This window comes from Gordonia sp. SGD-V-85, from assembly GCF_001456905.1.
GTDB lineage: Bacteria > Actinomycetota > Actinomycetes > Mycobacteriales > Mycobacteriaceae > Gordonia > Gordonia hongkongensis.
In genome coordinates, this window is sequence record NZ_LNQO01000006.1 from 197436 (window position 1) to 213961 (window position 16526).

The 16526-nt window shown below is 68.5% G+C and carries 16 protein-coding genes; 13 read left to right on the plus strand and 3 right to left on the minus strand.

Annotated features, from left to right (window positions below):
* Positions 1-143: 143 nt before the first annotated feature.
* The 6 genes from AS181_RS09415 to AS181_RS09440 all read left to right on the plus strand — a co-directional run bounded on the left by AS181_RS09415 (position 144) and on the right by AS181_RS09440 (position 5007).
* On the plus strand, positions 144-1049 hold the full coding sequence (locus AS181_RS09415) for a TIGR03621 family F420-dependent LLM class oxidoreductase (protein WP_058251426.1): 906 nt from the start codon (positions 144-146) through the stop codon (positions 1047-1049).
* Positions 1050-1120: 71 nt separating this feature from the next.
* Positions 1121-1756: a DUF4178 domain-containing protein gene (locus AS181_RS09420; protein ID WP_058251319.1), complete on the plus strand. Its 636-nt coding sequence runs from the start codon at positions 1121-1123 to the stop codon at positions 1754-1756.
* Between the two features lie 59 nt (positions 1757-1815).
* Entirely contained in the window at positions 1816-2364 is a 549-nt protein-coding gene (locus AS181_RS09425; protein WP_058251320.1) for a DUF2617 family protein, read from the plus strand.
* Positions 2361-2894 (plus strand): DUF4247 domain-containing protein, encoded by a 534-nt coding sequence (locus AS181_RS09430; RefSeq protein WP_058251321.1) that lies wholly within the window; start codon positions 2361-2363, stop codon positions 2892-2894. Before AS181_RS09425 ends, AS181_RS09430 begins: the two co-directional genes overlap by 4 nt.
* Before the next feature lie 57 nt (positions 2895-2951).
* Complete coding sequence (locus AS181_RS09435; protein ID WP_058251322.1) at positions 2952-3377, plus strand: DUF350 domain-containing protein; 426 nt, start codon at positions 2952-2954, stop codon at positions 3375-3377.
* A gap of 100 nt (positions 3378-3477) precedes the next feature.
* The gene (locus AS181_RS09440; protein WP_058251427.1) at positions 3478-5007 is read left to right on the plus strand and encodes a polyamine aminopropyltransferase; all 1530 of its coding nucleotides are present in this window, start codon (positions 3478-3480) and stop codon (positions 5005-5007) included.
* On the opposite strand, the gene AS181_RS09445 is transcribed toward AS181_RS09440, so the two are convergent.
* Positions 5001-5951 carry an SDR family NAD(P)-dependent oxidoreductase gene (locus AS181_RS09445; RefSeq protein ID WP_058251323.1) on the minus strand — a complete coding sequence of 317 codons (951 nt, stop codon included), beginning with the start codon at positions 5949-5951 and terminating at the stop codon, positions 5001-5003. The genes AS181_RS09440 and AS181_RS09445 overlap by 7 nt on opposite strands.
* 81 nt (positions 5952-6032) lie before the next feature.
* On the opposite strand from AS181_RS09445, the gene AS181_RS09450 reads away from it, so the two are divergent.
* The 7 genes from AS181_RS09450 (at position 6033) to AS181_RS09480 (ending at position 13037) form a co-directional block, all read left to right on the plus strand.
* Positions 6033-6626 carry a TetR/AcrR family transcriptional regulator gene (locus AS181_RS09450; protein WP_058251324.1) on the plus strand — a complete coding sequence of 198 codons (594 nt, stop codon included), beginning with the start codon at positions 6033-6035 and terminating at the stop codon, positions 6624-6626.
* Entirely contained in the window at positions 6619-7809 is a 1191-nt protein-coding gene (locus tag AS181_RS09455; RefSeq protein WP_058251325.1) for a sensor histidine kinase, read from the plus strand. Before AS181_RS09450 ends, AS181_RS09455 begins: the two co-directional genes overlap by 8 nt.
* Positions 7810-7888: 79 nt before the next feature.
* Entirely contained in the window at positions 7889-8704 is an 816-nt protein-coding gene (locus AS181_RS09460; protein ID WP_058251326.1) for a LytR/AlgR family response regulator transcription factor, read from the plus strand.
* Positions 8697-9095, plus strand: a complete 399-nt coding sequence (locus AS181_RS09465; protein WP_058251327.1) for a hypothetical protein — start codon at positions 8697-8699, stop codon at positions 9093-9095. The genes AS181_RS09460 and AS181_RS09465 overlap by 8 nt, the downstream gene beginning before the upstream one ends.
* Positions 9092-10855 (plus strand): sodium/solute symporter, encoded by a 1764-nt coding sequence (locus AS181_RS09470; protein WP_058251328.1) that lies wholly within the window; start codon positions 9092-9094, stop codon positions 10853-10855. The genes AS181_RS09465 and AS181_RS09470 overlap by 4 nt, the downstream gene beginning before the upstream one ends.
* Positions 10856-11028: 173 nt before the next feature.
* Positions 11029-11385 (plus strand): DUF485 domain-containing protein, encoded by a 357-nt coding sequence (locus tag AS181_RS09475; protein WP_058251329.1) that lies wholly within the window; start codon positions 11029-11031, stop codon positions 11383-11385.
* 26 nt (positions 11386-11411) lie between these two features.
* On the plus strand, positions 11412-13037 hold the full coding sequence (locus tag AS181_RS09480; RefSeq protein WP_058251428.1) for a solute symporter family protein: 1626 nt from the start codon (positions 11412-11414) through the stop codon (positions 13035-13037).
* Positions 13038-13126: 89 nt separating this feature from the next.
* Here AS181_RS09480 and AS181_RS09485 read toward each other — a convergent pair whose 3' ends face one another.
* Together AS181_RS09485 and AS181_RS09490 are read right to left on the minus strand one after the other, a co-directional pair.
* Positions 13127-14509, minus strand: a complete 1383-nt coding sequence (locus tag AS181_RS09485; RefSeq protein ID WP_165630640.1) for an outer membrane protein assembly factor BamB family protein — start codon at positions 14507-14509, stop codon at positions 13127-13129.
* Between the two features lie 588 nt (positions 14510-15097).
* Positions 15098-16510, minus strand: a complete 1413-nt coding sequence (locus AS181_RS09490; protein WP_058251331.1) for an amidase — start codon at positions 16508-16510, stop codon at positions 15098-15100.
* Positions 16511-16526 lie beyond the last annotated feature (16 nt).

Consider the following 16526-nt stretch of genomic DNA (forward strand, 5'->3'; position numbering starts at 1 on the left):
CGGCCTCACCGTCCCGACCTGGCACTCACAGCTCGCGAGTGCCAACCTCGTTTTTAGCACTCGACCAGTGCGAGTGCAAGGCTGGATCAGGTGTCCCGGTCGGCTGCGTGGTCGGCCGCCGCGACGCTGACTACGTTGAGGACATGTCACTCGCCTCCAGGGAGTTCAGGTTCGGGGTCAACATGCTCGCGGCCGACACCGCGTCGTCGTGGCAGACGCGTGCCCGATCGGTCGAGGAACTCGGCTACGACGTCCTGCTCGTCCCCGACCACCTGGGCATCCCGAGCCCGTGGCCGGCACTGGCCGTCGCGGCCACCGCGACGCAACGCCTGCGCGTCGGCCCGTTCGTCCTCAACGCCGCGTTCACCAACCCCGCGCTGCTCGCCCGGGACGCCGCCACCGTCGACCGGTTGTCCGACGGCCGCGTGGAACTCGGACTGGGCACCGGCTACGCCCGGGAGGAGTTCGACGCAGCGGGGATCGAATACCGGTCCGCGGGCCGGCGCGTCGATCACCTGTCGGCGACCGCCGCCCGCGTGACAGAGCTGCTCGCCGACGAGGATCATCAGCCCCGACCCGTGCAGCCGAGGATTCCGCTCCTGCTCGCCGGCAACGGCGACCGCGTGCTGACGATGGCCGCCGAACACGCCGACATCGTCGGGTTCACCGCGGCCCGAACGGGACCCGACGGCGATCTGGAACCGCTGTCCGCCGGCGATTTCGACGAACGGGTGGGCTTCGCACGCGCCGCGGCCGGGGACCGCGCCGTCGAGGTGGAGTGGAACCTCCTGCTACAGATCGTCACCGTGACCGATGATCCGACGGCGGTGGCCGACGAGCTCATCGCGAATCACGAACTGTCGATGAGCGCTCAGGAGTTCCTGGGCCTGCCGTCGGTGCTCATCGGATCGGTCTCCGACATCGCCGCCCGCCTCGTCGACCTCCGGGAGCGGACCGGGATCAGCTATCTCACCGTGCTCGAACCCGCGCTCGAGGGTTTCGCCCCGGTGATCGCGGAGCTGCACGCCGTCGACGCCGGAGGGCGGTGAGGCGGTCACGGTCATTCGCACCCCCGACGACCGACGTCCCGCAAGCCGCCGGTCGACTAGGGTCTACAACCGTGGAATTCCTGCTGATCATCATCGTGGCGCTGCTGGCGATCATCGCGGTGGTCGTCATCTTCAACTTCCTGGGCAATCGGCGGGCCCGGCAGGCCGAGCAGGACGCCCTGCGTGAGCGGACCTATCGCCCCGGCGATCCTTTCTCGTCTGCTGACGACGACTCCGTCTACGGCGACCCCCGCGATCTCAAACCCGGCGACCTCGTCGAACTGCGCGGTCAGACCTACGCGGTCCGGGGCACCCTGCGCCTGACGCAGGACGGCTACACCTGGACCGAGAACTTCCTCGACACCGGTGTCGGGTCCAAGGCCTGGGTCTCGGTCGAGGACGATCCCGACCTCGAGGTCGTGCTGTGGCACGAGGTACCCGGTGCCGCCGTCACCCCCGGCCCCGACACCGTGGAGCTCGAGGGGCGTCGATACCAGTCGGAGGAGGCGGGCTCGGCGCGTTTCACCTCCGCGGGGACCACCGGCGTCGCGACCTCGGGCCGGATGGCCTATCACGACTACCAGGCCGGCGACGACCGTCTGTCCTTCGAGGACTACGGCAGCGGCTGGGAATGCGCCCGCGGCGAACTGTTGTCCCGCGCGGACTACCGCATCTACCCCACCAACCCGGCTCCGGAAACACCCTGACGGCGGCCCCGACGCCCGCCCATCCACACGACGCCCTGAGCACGGAGACCCCACACCGCATGACCGAGAATTCCGAACATCCCGGCGACCCCGCCGCGCAACTCGCGGTGGCCTACGCCGACACCAGCGCGAGCCAGCTCGGCTTCTCGCTGAGCGCACCCTTGCAGGAGCCCCTGGCACAAGAGGATCGCGAGATCGACGGCATCAGGGTGTCGGTGCGGCTGCTCGGCGCGAGCCATCAGGTACTCGTCGAGGACGGGGTGCAGCGGATCTGCGAGACCGTCGCCTGCCTGCCGGAGGTGACCTCGGCACTGCCGGAGAGTTTCCAGGAGAGCGGTTACTACTTCAGTTCCCGTGTCGAACATGTCAATCCCGACCAGCTCGCCGCACTCGTCGAACAGCTGAGCGTTCGCGTCACCGAACAGCTGGCCACCGGACATCCGTGCGTGATGGGTCGCTTCCCGGGGGAGCCGCACGCCGTCACCGCGATCGTGTCGGAGTCCACCGATGACTCCATCAGCTGGCGCACCTGGCACACCTATCCCGAGGCCGCCGAGGTCGTGATCACCTCCAGCAGGATCGACCGCGGTCCGGTGGCCCGCCCATGACCGGGCAACCACCGCCCGGCGGCCCACCGGACCCGCGCCGCCGTCTGAACAAGACCCGCAACATCATCATCGGCGTGATCGTCGTGCTCACCATCTTCGCGCTGATCGGTGCTTGCACCGCGCGAGTTGCCCGTGGCGGCGGCATCGGGGGGTCGGCGCGCGACTACATCACGCAGAACTACGAGCGCGACACCTCCCTCGACGAGGGCGACGTCGACGCCTATGTCGCCAACGGGACCCCGGAGCAGGTGGCGGCCGAGATCCGCGACGCCGAACGTCCCAGCGACCAGCGGAGCGGCGCCACCGGCACGGGCAACATCGCCGGCACGCAGTTCCTCCAATACCCCGACTACCTCGTCGGCCTGTTCCCGCTGGCGGCCGGCGCCACCCGGGTGATGCTCAGCCGGGATTACCGGTCGGGGTATCACCACTACCACCCCTACGTCGGCGCGTTCTGGGTCCCGACCCCCCGCTACGCGGGTAGCGGCAGCGGAAACCGCGGCGGCGGGAGCGGTGGTGGCGGTAAATGATCGTCGTCCGTCCGGCACGTGCCATCGAATTCGTCCGACCAATCAACGGAGAAGACCATGCTCGCTGATATCGCTGAGAACGCCTACGCTGCAGGCGCTTACGCCGGTGTCGGCGTGATCCTGATGATCATCTCGTTCGGCATCCTCGACCTGCTCACGCCCGGGAAGCTCCGTTCGCAGCTGTGGACGGACCGCAACCGCAACGCCGGCATCCTGGTGGGTTCCAACATGCTCGCCGTCGCCGTGATCGTCACCGCCGCCATCGTCGCGAGCGAGGGACGACTGCTCGAGGGGCTCACCTACACCGCGGTGTACTCGGCGATCGGCCTGGTCGTGATGGCGGTGACCTTCCTCGTCATCGACCTGCTGACCCCCGGCAATCTCGGCGAGTTGCTGGTCCACCCGGAGAGCCACCCGGCGGTGTGGGTGCAGGGCGTCGCACACATCGGGGTGTCGATCATCGTGGCCGCCTCCATCCTGTGACCGGGTTCCCGCACTCCCCCGCTTGTCCGTGACCGGTCACGACTCCGCTGCCGCCGACGCCGAACCGGTGACGACCGAACCCGTTCCGGACGCGCTGGCGATGCGACCGCGATTCGCCCGCGCCGGACTGCTGGCCGTCGTCTTCGTCTGCGCCGCCTGCGGGTTGGTGTACGAGCTCGCGCTGGTCTCGCTCGGCTCGTTCCTGATCGGCAACACCGCGACGCAGGCGTCGATCGTCCTCGCGGTCATGGTCTTCGCGATGGGCATCGGGTCACTCGCCGCGAAACCGCTCCAGCCACAATCGGTCACGGCCTTCGCGGTCATCGAACTGCTGCTCGCCCTCATCGGCGGACTGTCGGTGATGGCGCTCTACGCGGCGTTCGCCTACCTGGAGTTGTACACGCCCGCCCTCGTCCTGGTGGCCTTCGTGCTCGGCATCCTGATCGGTGCCGAGATCCCGCTGCTGATGGTTCTGCTGCAACGGATTCGACGCCAGGAGGCGGGTTCGGCGGTCGCCGACATGTTCGCGGTCGACTACATCGGCGCCCTCATCGGCGGCCTGTGCTTCCCGTTCCTGTTGCTGCCGTTCTTCGGCCAATTGCGGGGTGCTCTGGTGGTCGGGCTGGTCAACGCCGCGGCCGGCTGCTTCCTCGTCTTCGTCATCTTCCGCAAGTCGTTGTCGCGCACCCAGATGGGTGTCCTCTCCGCGTCGGCCGTCGCCGTCGTCGCCGTCCTGATCGCCGGCATGCTGCTGTCCGGCCGCTTCGAGATCACCGCACGCCAAGCGCTGTACCGCGATCCCATCGTCGCCGCCGAACGTAGTGCGTACCAGGACATCGTCATCACCGAGAACCGTTTCGGCGCAACGGCCGACACCCGCCTGTACCTGAACGGCGACCTGCAGTTCTCCTCGGTCGACGAGCATCGCTACCACGAGACGCTGGTGCATCCGGCGATGTCCGGGAACCACGACTCCGTGCTGATCCTCGGCGGCGGTGACGGACTCGCGCTCCGCGAGGTGCTCACCTACCCCGACGCCCGCGACGTCACGCTCGTCGAACTCGACCCGGAGATGATCCGACTCGCCCGGACCGACGAGCGTCTCACCACCTTGAACCGGGGATCGATGACCGACCCCCGAGCCGAGGTGATCGCCGCCGACGCCTTCTCCTGGCTGCGCGGCACCGACCGCCGGTTCGACGTCATCATCGTCGACATGCCCGACCCCGACGACTCGGCCACCGCGAAGCTGTACTCCACCGAGTTCTACGCGATGGTCCGGGCGCATCTCGCCGAGGCGGGCCGCACCGTGGTCCAGGCCGGGTCCCCGTACTTCGCGCCGAAGTCGTTCTGGTGCGTGGCCTCGACCATGCGCGCGGCCGGACTGGACCCGACCCCGTACCACGTCGACGTACCGGCCTTCGGCGACTGGGGATTCCACCTGGCCGGCGCCGGGGGCAGGGTGACCCCGACCGTGGCGGCACCCGGACCCCTCCGGTTCCTCAGTCCTGAACAGTTGGCAGCAGCAACGGTTTTCCCACTGGATCGGCAGCGACTGGATCTGCCGCCGTCGACCCTCATGGACCCGCGTATTCTCCGGTACGCACAGGGCGAGTGGGCGACCTACTGACGCCGGAACGTCTCCACGCGCAGATACTCCAGGTGATCCCACAGGTCGCGCTCACGATCGGGGTCACGACTGTCCGCGGATGACTCCGACACCCGTCCGCGATCGATGTAGGCACCGGTGTCCGCCTGCGGTACAACGAGAATCGTTTCGGCGAGGCGTCGACCGGCCGTCGGCACCCGATCGAACGGGCCGACCAGGGTCAGACCCGGCAGGACCCATCTGTTCGCGAGACGCTGCGGTGCGCTCGCCGCCCGGGCCAGGTCCGTACCGGGCACGTAACCCGGGTTGTACGAGACGATCTCGACGCCGTCGGGGAGCCGGCGTGCCCACTCGTGGACGAGATGGATGGCCGCCAGTTTGCTGGTCGAGTACGCGGTGCGGCCGGCGGCCGGACTCGAACGCCCGAACGCACCCGGGCGGGACATGCGTGCCGGGCTCGTCCACCGCGGCGCGGGTACCATCCCGAGGTTGTGCCGGAGATCGCCGAAGTGCGTGTCGCTCACCGTGATGGTGATCCGGGAGCCACGGGTCAGATGTCGGACGAGCTCACCGATCAGCAGGTGGTTCGCGAGTACGTTGACCGCGAAGGTCGCCTCCAGTCCGTCGGCGGTGACGTGCTCGTCGTCGAGGTACTGGATGCCCGCGTTGCCCGCCAGCCCGCGCAGCGGCGGCAACGTCGCGTCGTCGAGCATCTGCCGGATCTCCGCCGCCGCCCTCATCGTCCCGGCGGTGTCGGCGAGATCGGTGTCGACGGCGATGACGCGCCCGGCGCCCTCGCCGAAGCCGTCGACGAATCCCGCGGGTCCGCCGCCGCGAGCGAGTACCACGAGATGACATGACCGGTCCGTCGACACGATGGACCGGGCGGCGACCAGACCGAGCCCGCGGGTGGCTCCCGTCATGACCAGCGTCCAGTCCGGATTCGGGGTGAGTGGTCGAGTCATAGCGGCTCCCGCCGTTTGAGTTGACGTTGTCAACACAAGAAGACGCCATTCGGTTGACGATGTCAACTGTAGGGTCGGGTGATGACCACGAGAGCGGAGAGCGCGGCACACACCAGGCAGGCACTACTGGCCGCGGCGTCGGCACTTCTCGACCACGGCGGGCCGGAGGCGGTGACCCTACGCGAAGTCGGCAGTGGCGCCGGGGTTTCCCGCTCGGCCGCCTACCGCCACTTCATCGGGAAAGAGGAGTTGCTGGCGGCCCTCGCCACCGACGCATGGGCGGTCGTCGCGGACGGTCTCGACGCCATCGCCGCCGACCCGAAACCGTCGCCCGAGGATGCCGTCCGATCGGCCCTGCACGCGCTGTCCGACCTCGGCGTGCACCGGCCACACCTGTACCGGCTCATGTTCGCAACCCCGGCAGGCGCGCCGGCGATCCCCGCAGCGGCACGCGCTCAGGACGGCCTGGTGTCCCTCGTGAGTCGCATCGTCGGTGCCGATGCCGCGCGACACCACGCAGCGCTGCTCTTCGCGGCGGCCCACGGCCTCACCGACCTCGACACCCACGGCCATCTGCCGCCCGACAAGTGGCACGCCGACCGGCACACCCTCATCGACCTCGCCGTGTCGTCGTTGCCGCACACCACGGACGCCGATCGGGGCATCGATGTCTAGCGGCGTGACCATCGCTCTCGTTCTCCTCGGCGTGCTCGCGTGCGTCGGCGCAGTCGCGCTGATCCGCACCCGTCGCGTCGTGCGGACCCCGGCCGAGCGGGCAGTTCATCTGGCCCTGCACACCGCTTCGCTCGCCGCCCGCTCACTGCGCACCGGACTGTCGGCGGAGTCGGCTCGCGAAGCACTGCCGCACCTGCACACCCTGACCGGCGCCGAAGCGGTCGCACTGTACGACGGCGAACCGAGCCGCCTGGCCCACGAGCCGGACGGCGAGGCCATCTGGGACGCCGAGATGCTCGGTCACGCCGACCGTGCGGCGTCGTCCGCGCTGGGTGACCTCCGGCGCGTCCTGCTCACCGACCCCAGCGGCGCCGAGTCGCCCGTGCGCGCGCTGGTGGCCCAGCCGCTCCTCGCCGACGACGTCGGAGTCGGGGTCCTCGTGGTCGCCACCACGCGACGCCCCGGACCCGGGATGCTCGGCGCCATCGCCGAAGTCGCGCGGTACGCGTCGAGCCAGATCGAACTCGCCGACCTCGACGCCTCTCGCGCACGGCTCAACCGCGCCGAGGTCCTCGCCCTGCGCGCGCAGATCAGTCCGCACTTCATCTACAACGCGCTCAACACCATCGCCTCGTTCGTGCGGACCGACCCCGACCGGGCGCGCGATCTCGTCCTCGACTTCGCCGACTTCACCCGATACTCCTTCCGGGCCGCCGGCGAATACACCGTGCTGGCCGACGAGCTACGGAACATCGACCGCTATCTCACCCTCGAACGAGCCCGTTTCGGCAATGCCCTGGACGTCAAACTGCATGTCGCACCGGAGGTCCTGAACGTCGTCGTGCCGTTCCTCGCGTTGCAGCCGCTCGTCGAGAACGCCGTCCGGCACGGCCTGGCGTCGAAGGGCGGCGGGACCATCACCATCGTCGCGGCCGACGAGGGCACCGACTGTGTCATCACGGTCGAGGACGACGGCGTGGGCATGGAACCGGAGCTCCTGCGCAGCGGCGCTCTCGACGCCCTCGACCACAGCGAGGGTGCCCACGTTGGCCTGACCAACGTCGACCACCGGCTCCGCGCCGCGTTCGGCAACGACTACGGACTCGTCGTCGAGACGGCGGTCGGCGCCGGCACCAAGGTGGGGATGCGTGTCCCGAAGTTCCGCGCGGGCATCCGGGCGTGAAACGCAACGCCCGAGTTCCGGCGGTGCCCGAACTCCCAGGCGGTAAACTGCGGGCTGTCGTCGAGGCGGGAGGTGTTCCATGACCGCACTGGTCGTACTCGCGGTCGACGACGAACCACCAGCTCTCGACGAGCTCGGCTACCTGTTGAACCGGCAGGACGACGTCGCCGAGGTCCGCTCCGCGTCCGACGCCACCGGCGCCCTCCGCGAACTCAACGAGCACCGCATCGACGCGATCTTCCTCGACATCAACATGCCCGGCCTGTCGGGACTCGAACTCGCCGGCGTCCTCGCGAAATACGCCTCGCCCCCGGCGATCGTGTTCGTCACCGCCCACGACGACCGGGCCGTCGACGCCTTCGAGGTCGGAGCGGTCGACTACCTGCTCAAACCCCTACGCGAACAACGTCTCACCCAGGCGGTCGACCGGGTCCGCGCGAGCCTCGACAGTCGAGAGCGTGCACCCGAGCCCGCGCAACCGACCGTTCGACCGGAGCGCCGCGCCGTATCGGACGAGGTCATCCCGGTGGAGATGAGCGGCGTGACCTCGCTCGTCCGGCGCGATTCGATCTCCTGGGTCGAGGCCGTCGGCGACTACGCCCGACTGCACGCCGACTCGGGCGCACATCTCGTCCGCATCCCGTTGTCGACGCTCGAATCCCGCTGGCAGGAAACCGGATTCGCCCGGGTACACCGGTCCTACCTCGTCGCGCTGCCGATGGTCACCGGATTGCGGACGGTCGGCGGCGGCACGGTGGTGTGTGTCCGCGCGAACGGCGCATCCGAGGCCGTCGAGCTGCCCGTGAGCCGCCGACAGGTCCGCGAACTCAAGGATCGTCTCATTCGGGACCCGCTCCGCCAGTACCGTTCCCCCACCGCACGGGACGATGGCTGAGCACCCGCCCCAGCGCGAACGGGTGGTGCTCGCCTCCCGCCGCGGGGCGCGAATGGTCCGCACCCGCGTCGAGGTCCAGGAACAGACCGAGGTCGGCGACGCGCTCGTCCGCGGTCTCATGCGCGCCCAACTCGGTCTCGGCCTCCGGCTCGGGGGTGCCCTGCTCACCGTTGCTGCCGCCATACCCGTTGCCGCCTGGGCGTTTCCGGGGATCGCCGACGCCGACGTCTTCGGGATTCGACTCATCTGGCTGATGCTGGGAGTGCTCGCCTTCCCACTCCTGTATCTGACCGGACGGCTCTACGTCCATCTCGCCGAGCAGGCCGAACGCGACTTCATGGGCCTCGTGGATGACGATCTGTCCGACGCGCCCGAACCGGGTCCGCCGTGACGACCGACGTCCACGTCCTCACCGCGATCGGCCTGTTCGCCGCGGCCATCGCCACGATCGCGGTCGGCGCGTGGGGTGGGCGTTTCTCACGGACCACGTCGGACTTCCTGGTGGCGTCCCGGTCGGTCGGCTCACGCTGGAACGCCGCCGCGGTGTCCGGTGAATACCTGTCGGCAGCATCGTTTCTCGGCGTGGCGGGCCTCATCGCGAAGTACGGCGCCGACGCACTTTGGTACCCCGTCGGGTTCACCGCCGGCTACCTGGGCCTGTTGCTGTTCGTCGCCGCGCCCCTGCGTCGTTCCGGGGCCTACACGGTGCCCGACTTCGCCGAGTTCCGCCTCGCCTCGCCGGCGGCACGGAAGACCGCGATGCTCGTCGTGGTCGTCGTCTGCGTGCTGTACCTGATCCCGCAGTTCCAGGGCGCTGGACTCACCCTCAACATCCTTCTCGGCGCACCGGTGTGGGCAGGCGTGGTCGGCGTCGGACTGATCGTGATCGTGAACGTGGTGGGCGGCGGCATGCGGTCGATCACCTTCGTGCAGGCCTTCCAGTACTGGCTCAAGCTGACCGCGATCGCGGTTCCCGCGCTCGTCCTGATCGGCGTCTTCGCCCAGGACCCCACGCCCGTCGGCGAAACCGCGCCGCCGCGCATCACCACCGCGACGACCGTCGACGTGACCACCGACGTCTCGGTCACCGTCGCCGAGACCACCGGCGTGCGGGTCACGGGGACGCTGGACGGGGTCGTCGTCGACGACGCGCCGGTGGACACCACCGGACCCCACGTCATCTCCGCGGGCTCGACGATCTTCCTCGACGCCGGTGCGGCCACCCCGGTCGTCGCGGGCGCGCCGGCACAGAACGCGGACTGGATCGCCCCCGGCGGGGGCTTCGGCGGCAGTCACCCGCTGTACCAGGTGCTGTCGCTCATCATCGCGATGTTCCTCGGCGTGATGGGTCTGCCCCACGTGCTGGTGCGCTTCTACACCAACCCCGACGGGCGATCGGCGCGGCGAACCGCGCTGGCCGTCATCGCACTGCTGTCGTTGTTCTACCTGTTCCCCATCCTGCTGGGGGTGTTCGCACGGCTCTATGTCCCCGAACTGCTGATCACCGGCACCGCCGACGCCGCGGTCCTGTTGCTGCCGAGCGCGGCGGTCGGCGGGATCGCCGGTCAGATCCTGGCCGCGCTCGTCGCCGCCGGGGCGATCGCCGCCTTCCTCGCCACGTCGTCGGGACTGCTGGTGTCGGTCGCCGGGGCGCTCGCCACCGACCTGCTGCGCGGCCGGGTGCGCGACTTCCGGGTGGCCGCGGTCATCGGCGGACTGATCCCGATCGGCTTGTCGCTGGCCGCCGCGTCCCTGGAACTGTCCCGGACCGTCGGGTTGGTGTTCGCCGTCGCCGCGTCGACGCTGTGCCCGCTGCTGGTCCTCGGGATCTGGTGGCGTGGACTCACGGCCGTCGGCGCGATCGCCGGACTCGTCGTCGGCGGCGCGTCGTCGGGGTCGGCGACGATGCTGGCGATCGCCGGGGTCGTCGACGACGACGTGCTGGGCGGGTGGCTTGCGGTCGTGATCGGCTACCCGGCCGCCGTGACGGTCCCACTCGCGTTCGGCACGATGGTGCTGGTCAGCAAGGCAACCCGGGGACGGGTACCCGTCGACCTCGCACGGACCTTTGCCCGGATGCACGTCCCGGAACGAGTCGGGATGGGGCTCGATCGCACCCCGGGACGGGCCCCGGACGAGCGGACGACCTGACCGTTCGGACAGGTGACCGTTCGCCGTTCGTCGGATCTCACCGACCGTCCGGCGCACGGACGGCGGGTTTCGGCGTGTGACCCAGGCCACCCGATTGTCTGTGATCTGCACCTCATTCAGGCTGAGTTCCGTAGAGCCATCACACATGTGGCCACGTCACCCTGGGAGGAAACGTGTCGACCGTCGACCAACCACCACCGGCGCCACACGCGCCGACCGGCGAAGAGTTCATCGAGATGCAGGCCAGTCCGGAGTTCCAGGAGCTGCGGCGGACGCTGCGGAAGTTCGTCTTCCCGCTGACCGCGTTCTTCCTGATCTGGTACGCCCTCTACGTGCTGCTCGGCGCCTTCGCCCATGACTTCATGGCGACCCAGGTCTGGGGCAACATCAACCTCGGCCTGATCCTCGGTCTGTTGCAGTTCGTCAGCACCTTCGTCATCACCGGCATGTACGTACGCTTCGCCAATCGCAATCTCGACCCGAAGGCCGAGGCGATCCGCAACGAGATGGAAGGCGGGCCCGCACTGTGAACACCACTGCCGTACCCACCACCGACGTGACCGTCCTCGCGGCGACCGTCGGCAGCCCGGCCGCCAACATCGCCATCTTCGCCGCGTTCGTCGCGGTCACGATGTTCGTGGTCATCAAGGCCAGCAAGAACAACAGCACCGCCGCCGACTTCTTCACCGGCGGCCGCGGCTTCTCCGGACCGCAGAACGGCGTCGCCATTGCCGGCGACTACCTGTCGGCGGCCAGCTTCCTCGGTATCGCGGGCGCCATCGCGGTCTACGGCTACGACGGCTTCCTCTACTCCATCGGCTTCCTCGTCGCGTGGCTGGTCGCGCTGCTGCTCGTGGCGGAATTGCTGCGCAACACCGGCAAGTTCACGATGGCCGACGTCCTCAGCTTCCGTCTCAAGCAACGCCCGGTGCGTCTGGCCGCGGCGATCTCCACCCTCGCGGTGTCGCTGTTCTACCTGCTCGCCCAGATGGCCGGCGCCGGCGGCCTGGTCGCGTTGCTCCTCGACATCGAGGGGCGCCTCGGCCAGTCCATCGTCATCGCCGTCGTCGGTGCGCTGATGATCGTCTACGTGCTCATCGGCGGCATGAAGGGCACCACCTGGGTGCAGATCATCAAGGCCGTCCTGCTCATCGCGGGCGCCGGCATCATGACCGTCATCGTGCTGGCCAAGTTCGGCATGAACCTGTCGTCGATCCTCGGTGCGGCGCAGGACGCGGTGACCGACTCGACCAGCGAAAAGGTCGCCGCGCGTGACGTTCTCGCTCCCGGCGCCCAGTACGGCGGGTCACTGACGAGCCAGATCAACTTCATCTCGCTCGCCATCGCGCTCGTCCTCGGCACCGCGGGCCTCCCGCACGTGCTGATGCGGTTCTACACCGTGCCGACCGCGAAAGAGGCTCGCAAGTCGGTGGTCTGGGCCATCGCCCTCATCGGCGCCTTCTACCTGTTCACCCTGGTCCTCGGTTACGGAGCGGCCGCCCTGGTCGGACCGGACAAGATCCTCGACGCCGCCGGCGGACAGAACTCGGCCGCACCGTTGCTCGCGTTCGAACTCGGTGGCGTGGTCCTGCTGGGCATCATCTCGGCGGTCGCCTTCGCGACGATCCTCGCCGTGGTCGCCGGCCTCGCCATCACCGCGTCGGCGTCGTTCGCCCACGACATCTATGCCTCGGTGATCAAGCGCAACAAGGCGAGTGAGGCCGACCAGGTCCGCGTCTCGCGATACACCGTCGTGGTCCTCGGCATCGTCAGCATCGTGCTCGGCATCCTCGCCAACGGCCAGAACATCGCCTTCCTGGTGGCGCTGGCCTTCGCGATCGCCGCGGCGGCGAACCTGCCGACGATCGTCTACTCGCTCTACTGGAAGCGGTTCAACACCCGCGGCGCCCTGTGGAGCATGTACGGCGGCCTGATCTCGACGATCGTGCTGATCGTCTTCTCCCCCGCCGTCTCCGGGTCGTCGACCGCCATGATCTCCGGCGCCGACTTCGCCTGGTTCCCGCTGGCCAACCCGGGCATCATCTCGATCCCGCTGGCCTTCGTCCTCGGCATCGTCGGCACGCTGACCAGCCCGTCGGACAACGGCACCCCGGAACGCAACGCCGAGATGGAGGTTCGCTCCCTCACCGGCATCGGGGCCGAGAAGGCCGTGCAGCACTAGGTCATTCGCAAACCCACCCCTGTTCCGTGAACCCACTGCCTTGCAAGGCGGTGGGTGTGCGGAACAGGGGTGGATTTGTGGGGGCACGCTCAGCTATCCGGGCGAAGTGCCGCCACACTCACCGGTGAGCTGAGATCACCGGGATCGCCGAAGCATGTGACCAGCACGGCTCCCGGAACGGGTACGACGCCACCCAACGTCTGCCCGCACGGCGACGGTACGGACGCGATCGAACCGCCCGGGTGGATCGTCGTCAGGTCGTACCGCCCCTGGTTCTCGAGAGGTCGCTTCAGTTGGGCCGTCACCACGGAGTCGTGCAGAAGAACCCAGCTCTGCGACTCCGGGATCGGATCGCGTGGCCAGTCGGTACCTTTCGGGATCGTGACGCGGGTCGACGAGCGAGAATCCAGATGTCCGATGACTACCGCCCCGGGCTGGTCGAAGTACATACCCCAGGACGGCTGCGCGTTCACATGGATCCCCGTCATCCGGCGCCCTCGAGCATCTGAACCCCACCACCATCTGTCCACCGGCTCGTGTCCGCCGTTCGCTATGGAGACCACCAATGCCCGGGGGACGTCATCGAGGTCCCACAGGTGAGCCACGAACTCGGAGTCGCCTGTCTCGCCGACGCTGACGTCGAACCGCTCGTCCGCCGCCGTGATTGCGATGCGATGGGTCCGATCCGCTCCGGTCAGGGCGTCGAAGACAACGACCTTCACATGACCCCTGTCAGGAGTCACATAGACCACATGATGACCGGCAGCGAAGACCGAGCGCGGATGCGGGTTCGGTTCATCACGTCCGGTCGGCGGCGACACACGTCGCTGCCATCTGACCTCTCCGCTCCGAGGTTCGAGAACTGCCATCTCGCCGTCACGGATCACAGCCACTGGCTGATCGACGCGTCCGGCGCGTGGTACGTCGGAAATCAGAATCCACGGCGAATCGTTGGTCCAGAGGACCTGTCCTGTCATCGCATCGATCCCGGTCGTGAAATACCCCACCCGCCCTGCGCGGGCGTAGTCACAACCGACCACGACCACTGAATCGGTTCCCGTTCCGGTACTGGTGACGCGATCGAACCCTCGCTCAGCGCAATTCGCCGCTCCGACGCCATCGGGAGTGAGGCTCCACCGTGGTCGGCCCGTCGTGCCGTCGTAGGCGACCAGGATGTCATCGACGACTGCGGCGAAGCCCGGGCCGGCCGGGGTGATCGACCAGGGATCGACATCATCCACTCGGTAGGCTGGTTCCCCGGTGACCGAAGGCGGCACTTCGGGAATCCGAATGGCGTCGGCCCCCGTCGCTCCACTGCGCTCGAACGGCATGAGACCGATCGCCAGTGTCACGACGAGAGCGACAACGGCGATTGCGCCGACCTCTCTTAGAGACAATCGATCTCGTCGAAACGTCGCCGCGACCGCGGCGACGAGCAGGCACGCCCACGCCGCCAGGACCGTTCGTACCACGTCATGTCCGCCCGGGCCTCCCGTCAGCGCCGCGATGGTATCGACCGCCTCGGATCGGACCGAATAGGCGAGGCAGACCCCCGAGACCAGGGCCGACCCGATTGCCGGACCGCGACCGACGAAGCTGAGCAGTACGACACCAATCACGAGCGACAACCCGAGTGATACTCCGAGCACGAGTGTTGTTGCGGCCCATTGTGGTCCGGTCCAGAATCCGTCAGACACCCGACCCGACGGAGCCCGTTGAACAAACGCCAGCCCGGAGAGGACGATTCCGGCAACCGCGGAAACAGTAGTCACGTAGCCGGCGAAGCGGGATGCGGCGGACGACCTTCGATAACTTCCGCCCACCGTGACGCCACAATGTCCGGCGCTGATCGTCTCGGACTCTTGCGCCATCCCATGACCGTTCATCCCACCCCCGTCGACTGAACTCATTCGGTGCTGCCGGGCAGACTATCGGAGTTCGGCATCTCGGTCAGTCGCGCGTCCCCAGGCCGACCAACACTCCCGCGGCGCAGTTTCCGTCGTGCTTATAGGATCCAATAAGCGCGACGGAAACGTCACCGCGGGAACGAATTACGTATCTCAGGCGTCCTGAATCCGCGCGAACGGCCGGGCCGCCTCGAGTTCGAAGGCCAACTCGAGGAGGGTGCGTTCCTGGCCGAGGTCGGCCGCGAAGTGGATGCCCACGGGCATGCCCGATTCCGTCTGTCCCAGCGGCAGACTGATCGCCGGGGTGCCCGCGGTGTTGTTGGCCGGGGTGAAGGCGATGAACCGGGTCAGCCGGCCCATCGCCTCGTCGAAGTCGAGTGCGGGATCGAGGTATCCGATCTCCGGGGTCGCGTGGACGACGGTCGGGTTGAGGACCACGTCGAAGGTGTCGTGCAGTCCGCGGATCGCGGCCGTGGACCTCCGCAGCCCGCGGACCGCCCCGGGCAGCCGGTAGAAGTGCCGGAGCGCGCCGCGCGAGAGCCCACGGGTGAACGAGTCCACCTGGGAACGGTCGAAGCCCTTGTCGACCACCCGTTTTCCGAATCGGTCCAGCGCCAGTGCGAGCAGTGACCAGTAGTCGATGAAGTCCCGGACGTAGTCCCGGTCCACCGGCAGCGGCACCATCTCGGTGCGATGTCCGAGGGACTCGACCAGCTCGGCGGCCTCGGTGACACACCGTTGTGTGTCCCGGTCGAGCAGCGAGCCGGTCAGCGGCTCGGTGATCAGCGCGATCTTGAGCCGTTTGGTCCCCGGCCCCTCGACCAGCCCGACCGGCGGCATCCCGGGCGCGGGCCGGAAACCCTGTGTGTCGGCGAGGAATCGGGCGGTGTCGCGCACCGATCGGCTGACGATCCCGTTCGACACGAGGTCAATCGGCGCGTCCCGTGTCTCTTTCGACGCCTCGACGCGCCCGCGACTCGGCTTCAGTCCGACCAGCCCACAGATGGCGGCGGGGATGCGAATCGATCCGCCACCGTCGTTGGCGTGGGCGATCGGCAGTGCACCGGCCGCGACGAGCGCCGCGGAACCACCGGACGAGCCGCCCGACGAGTAGTCGGTGTCCCACGGGTTGCGGGTCGGCTCGCGGTCGACGAACTCCGTCGTCGAGGTCAGCCCGAAGGCCGGCATCGTCGACGCGCCGACCACATTGACGCCGCTCGCCAGGAACTGATTGGTGAACGCCTCGTTGGCCTTCGCCGGTCGTTGGGGCACCGCAGCCGAACCGTGACAGGTCGGCAGCCCCGCGAGGTCGGTGTTGTTCTTGATGATCGACGGCACCCCGATGAACGATCCCAGCGGGAAGTCGTTGTCGACCGCGCGTTTGCGCGCACGCTCGCGATCGTCGAAGGCGATGGCGTTGAGGTGCGGGTTGACGGCATCGATCCGCGCGATCGCGGCCTCGACCGCCTCGGAAGCGGAGATCTCTCCGGATGCGATGGCCTGGGCGACGCCGACCGCGTCGTGCTCGCCGAGTGCGTCGTCGGTGAACGCGTGAACGTGTTTCATTCCCGGGACCCTATCG

Bases quoted from the DNA above. Each gene is read 5' to 3' on its own strand.
- AS181_RS09490 (WP_058251331.1), bottom strand. From the start codon at position 16,510: ATGAAACACGTTCACGCGTTCACCGACGACGCACTCGGCGAGCACGAC.
- AS181_RS09455 (WP_058251325.1), top strand. From the start codon at position 6,619: ATGTCTAGCGGCGTGACCATCGCTCTCGTTCTCCTCGGCGTGCTCGCG.
- AS181_RS09460 (WP_058251326.1), top strand. From the start codon at position 7,889: ATGACCGCACTGGTCGTACTCGCGGTCGACGACGAACCACCAGCTCTC.
- AS181_RS09435 (WP_058251322.1), top strand. From the start codon at position 2,952: ATGCTCGCTGATATCGCTGAGAACGCCTACGCTGCAGGCGCTTACGCC.
- AS181_RS09445 (WP_058251323.1), bottom strand. From the start codon at position 5,951: ATGACTCGACCACTCACCCCGAATCCGGACTGGACGCTGGTCATGACG.
- AS181_RS09465 (WP_058251327.1), top strand. From the start codon at position 8,697: ATGGCTGAGCACCCGCCCCAGCGCGAACGGGTGGTGCTCGCCTCCCGC.
- AS181_RS09415 (WP_058251426.1), top strand. From the start codon at position 144: ATGTCACTCGCCTCCAGGGAGTTCAGGTTCGGGGTCAACATGCTCGCG.
- AS181_RS09450 (WP_058251324.1), top strand. From the start codon at position 6,033: ATGACCACGAGAGCGGAGAGCGCGGCACACACCAGGCAGGCACTACTG.
- AS181_RS09440 (WP_058251427.1), top strand. From the start codon at position 3,478: ATGCGACCGCGATTCGCCCGCGCCGGACTGCTGGCCGTCGTCTTCGTC.
- AS181_RS09430 (WP_058251321.1), top strand. From the start codon at position 2,361: ATGACCGGGCAACCACCGCCCGGCGGCCCACCGGACCCGCGCCGCCGT.
- AS181_RS09425 (WP_058251320.1), top strand. From the start codon at position 1,816: ATGACCGAGAATTCCGAACATCCCGGCGACCCCGCCGCGCAACTCGCG.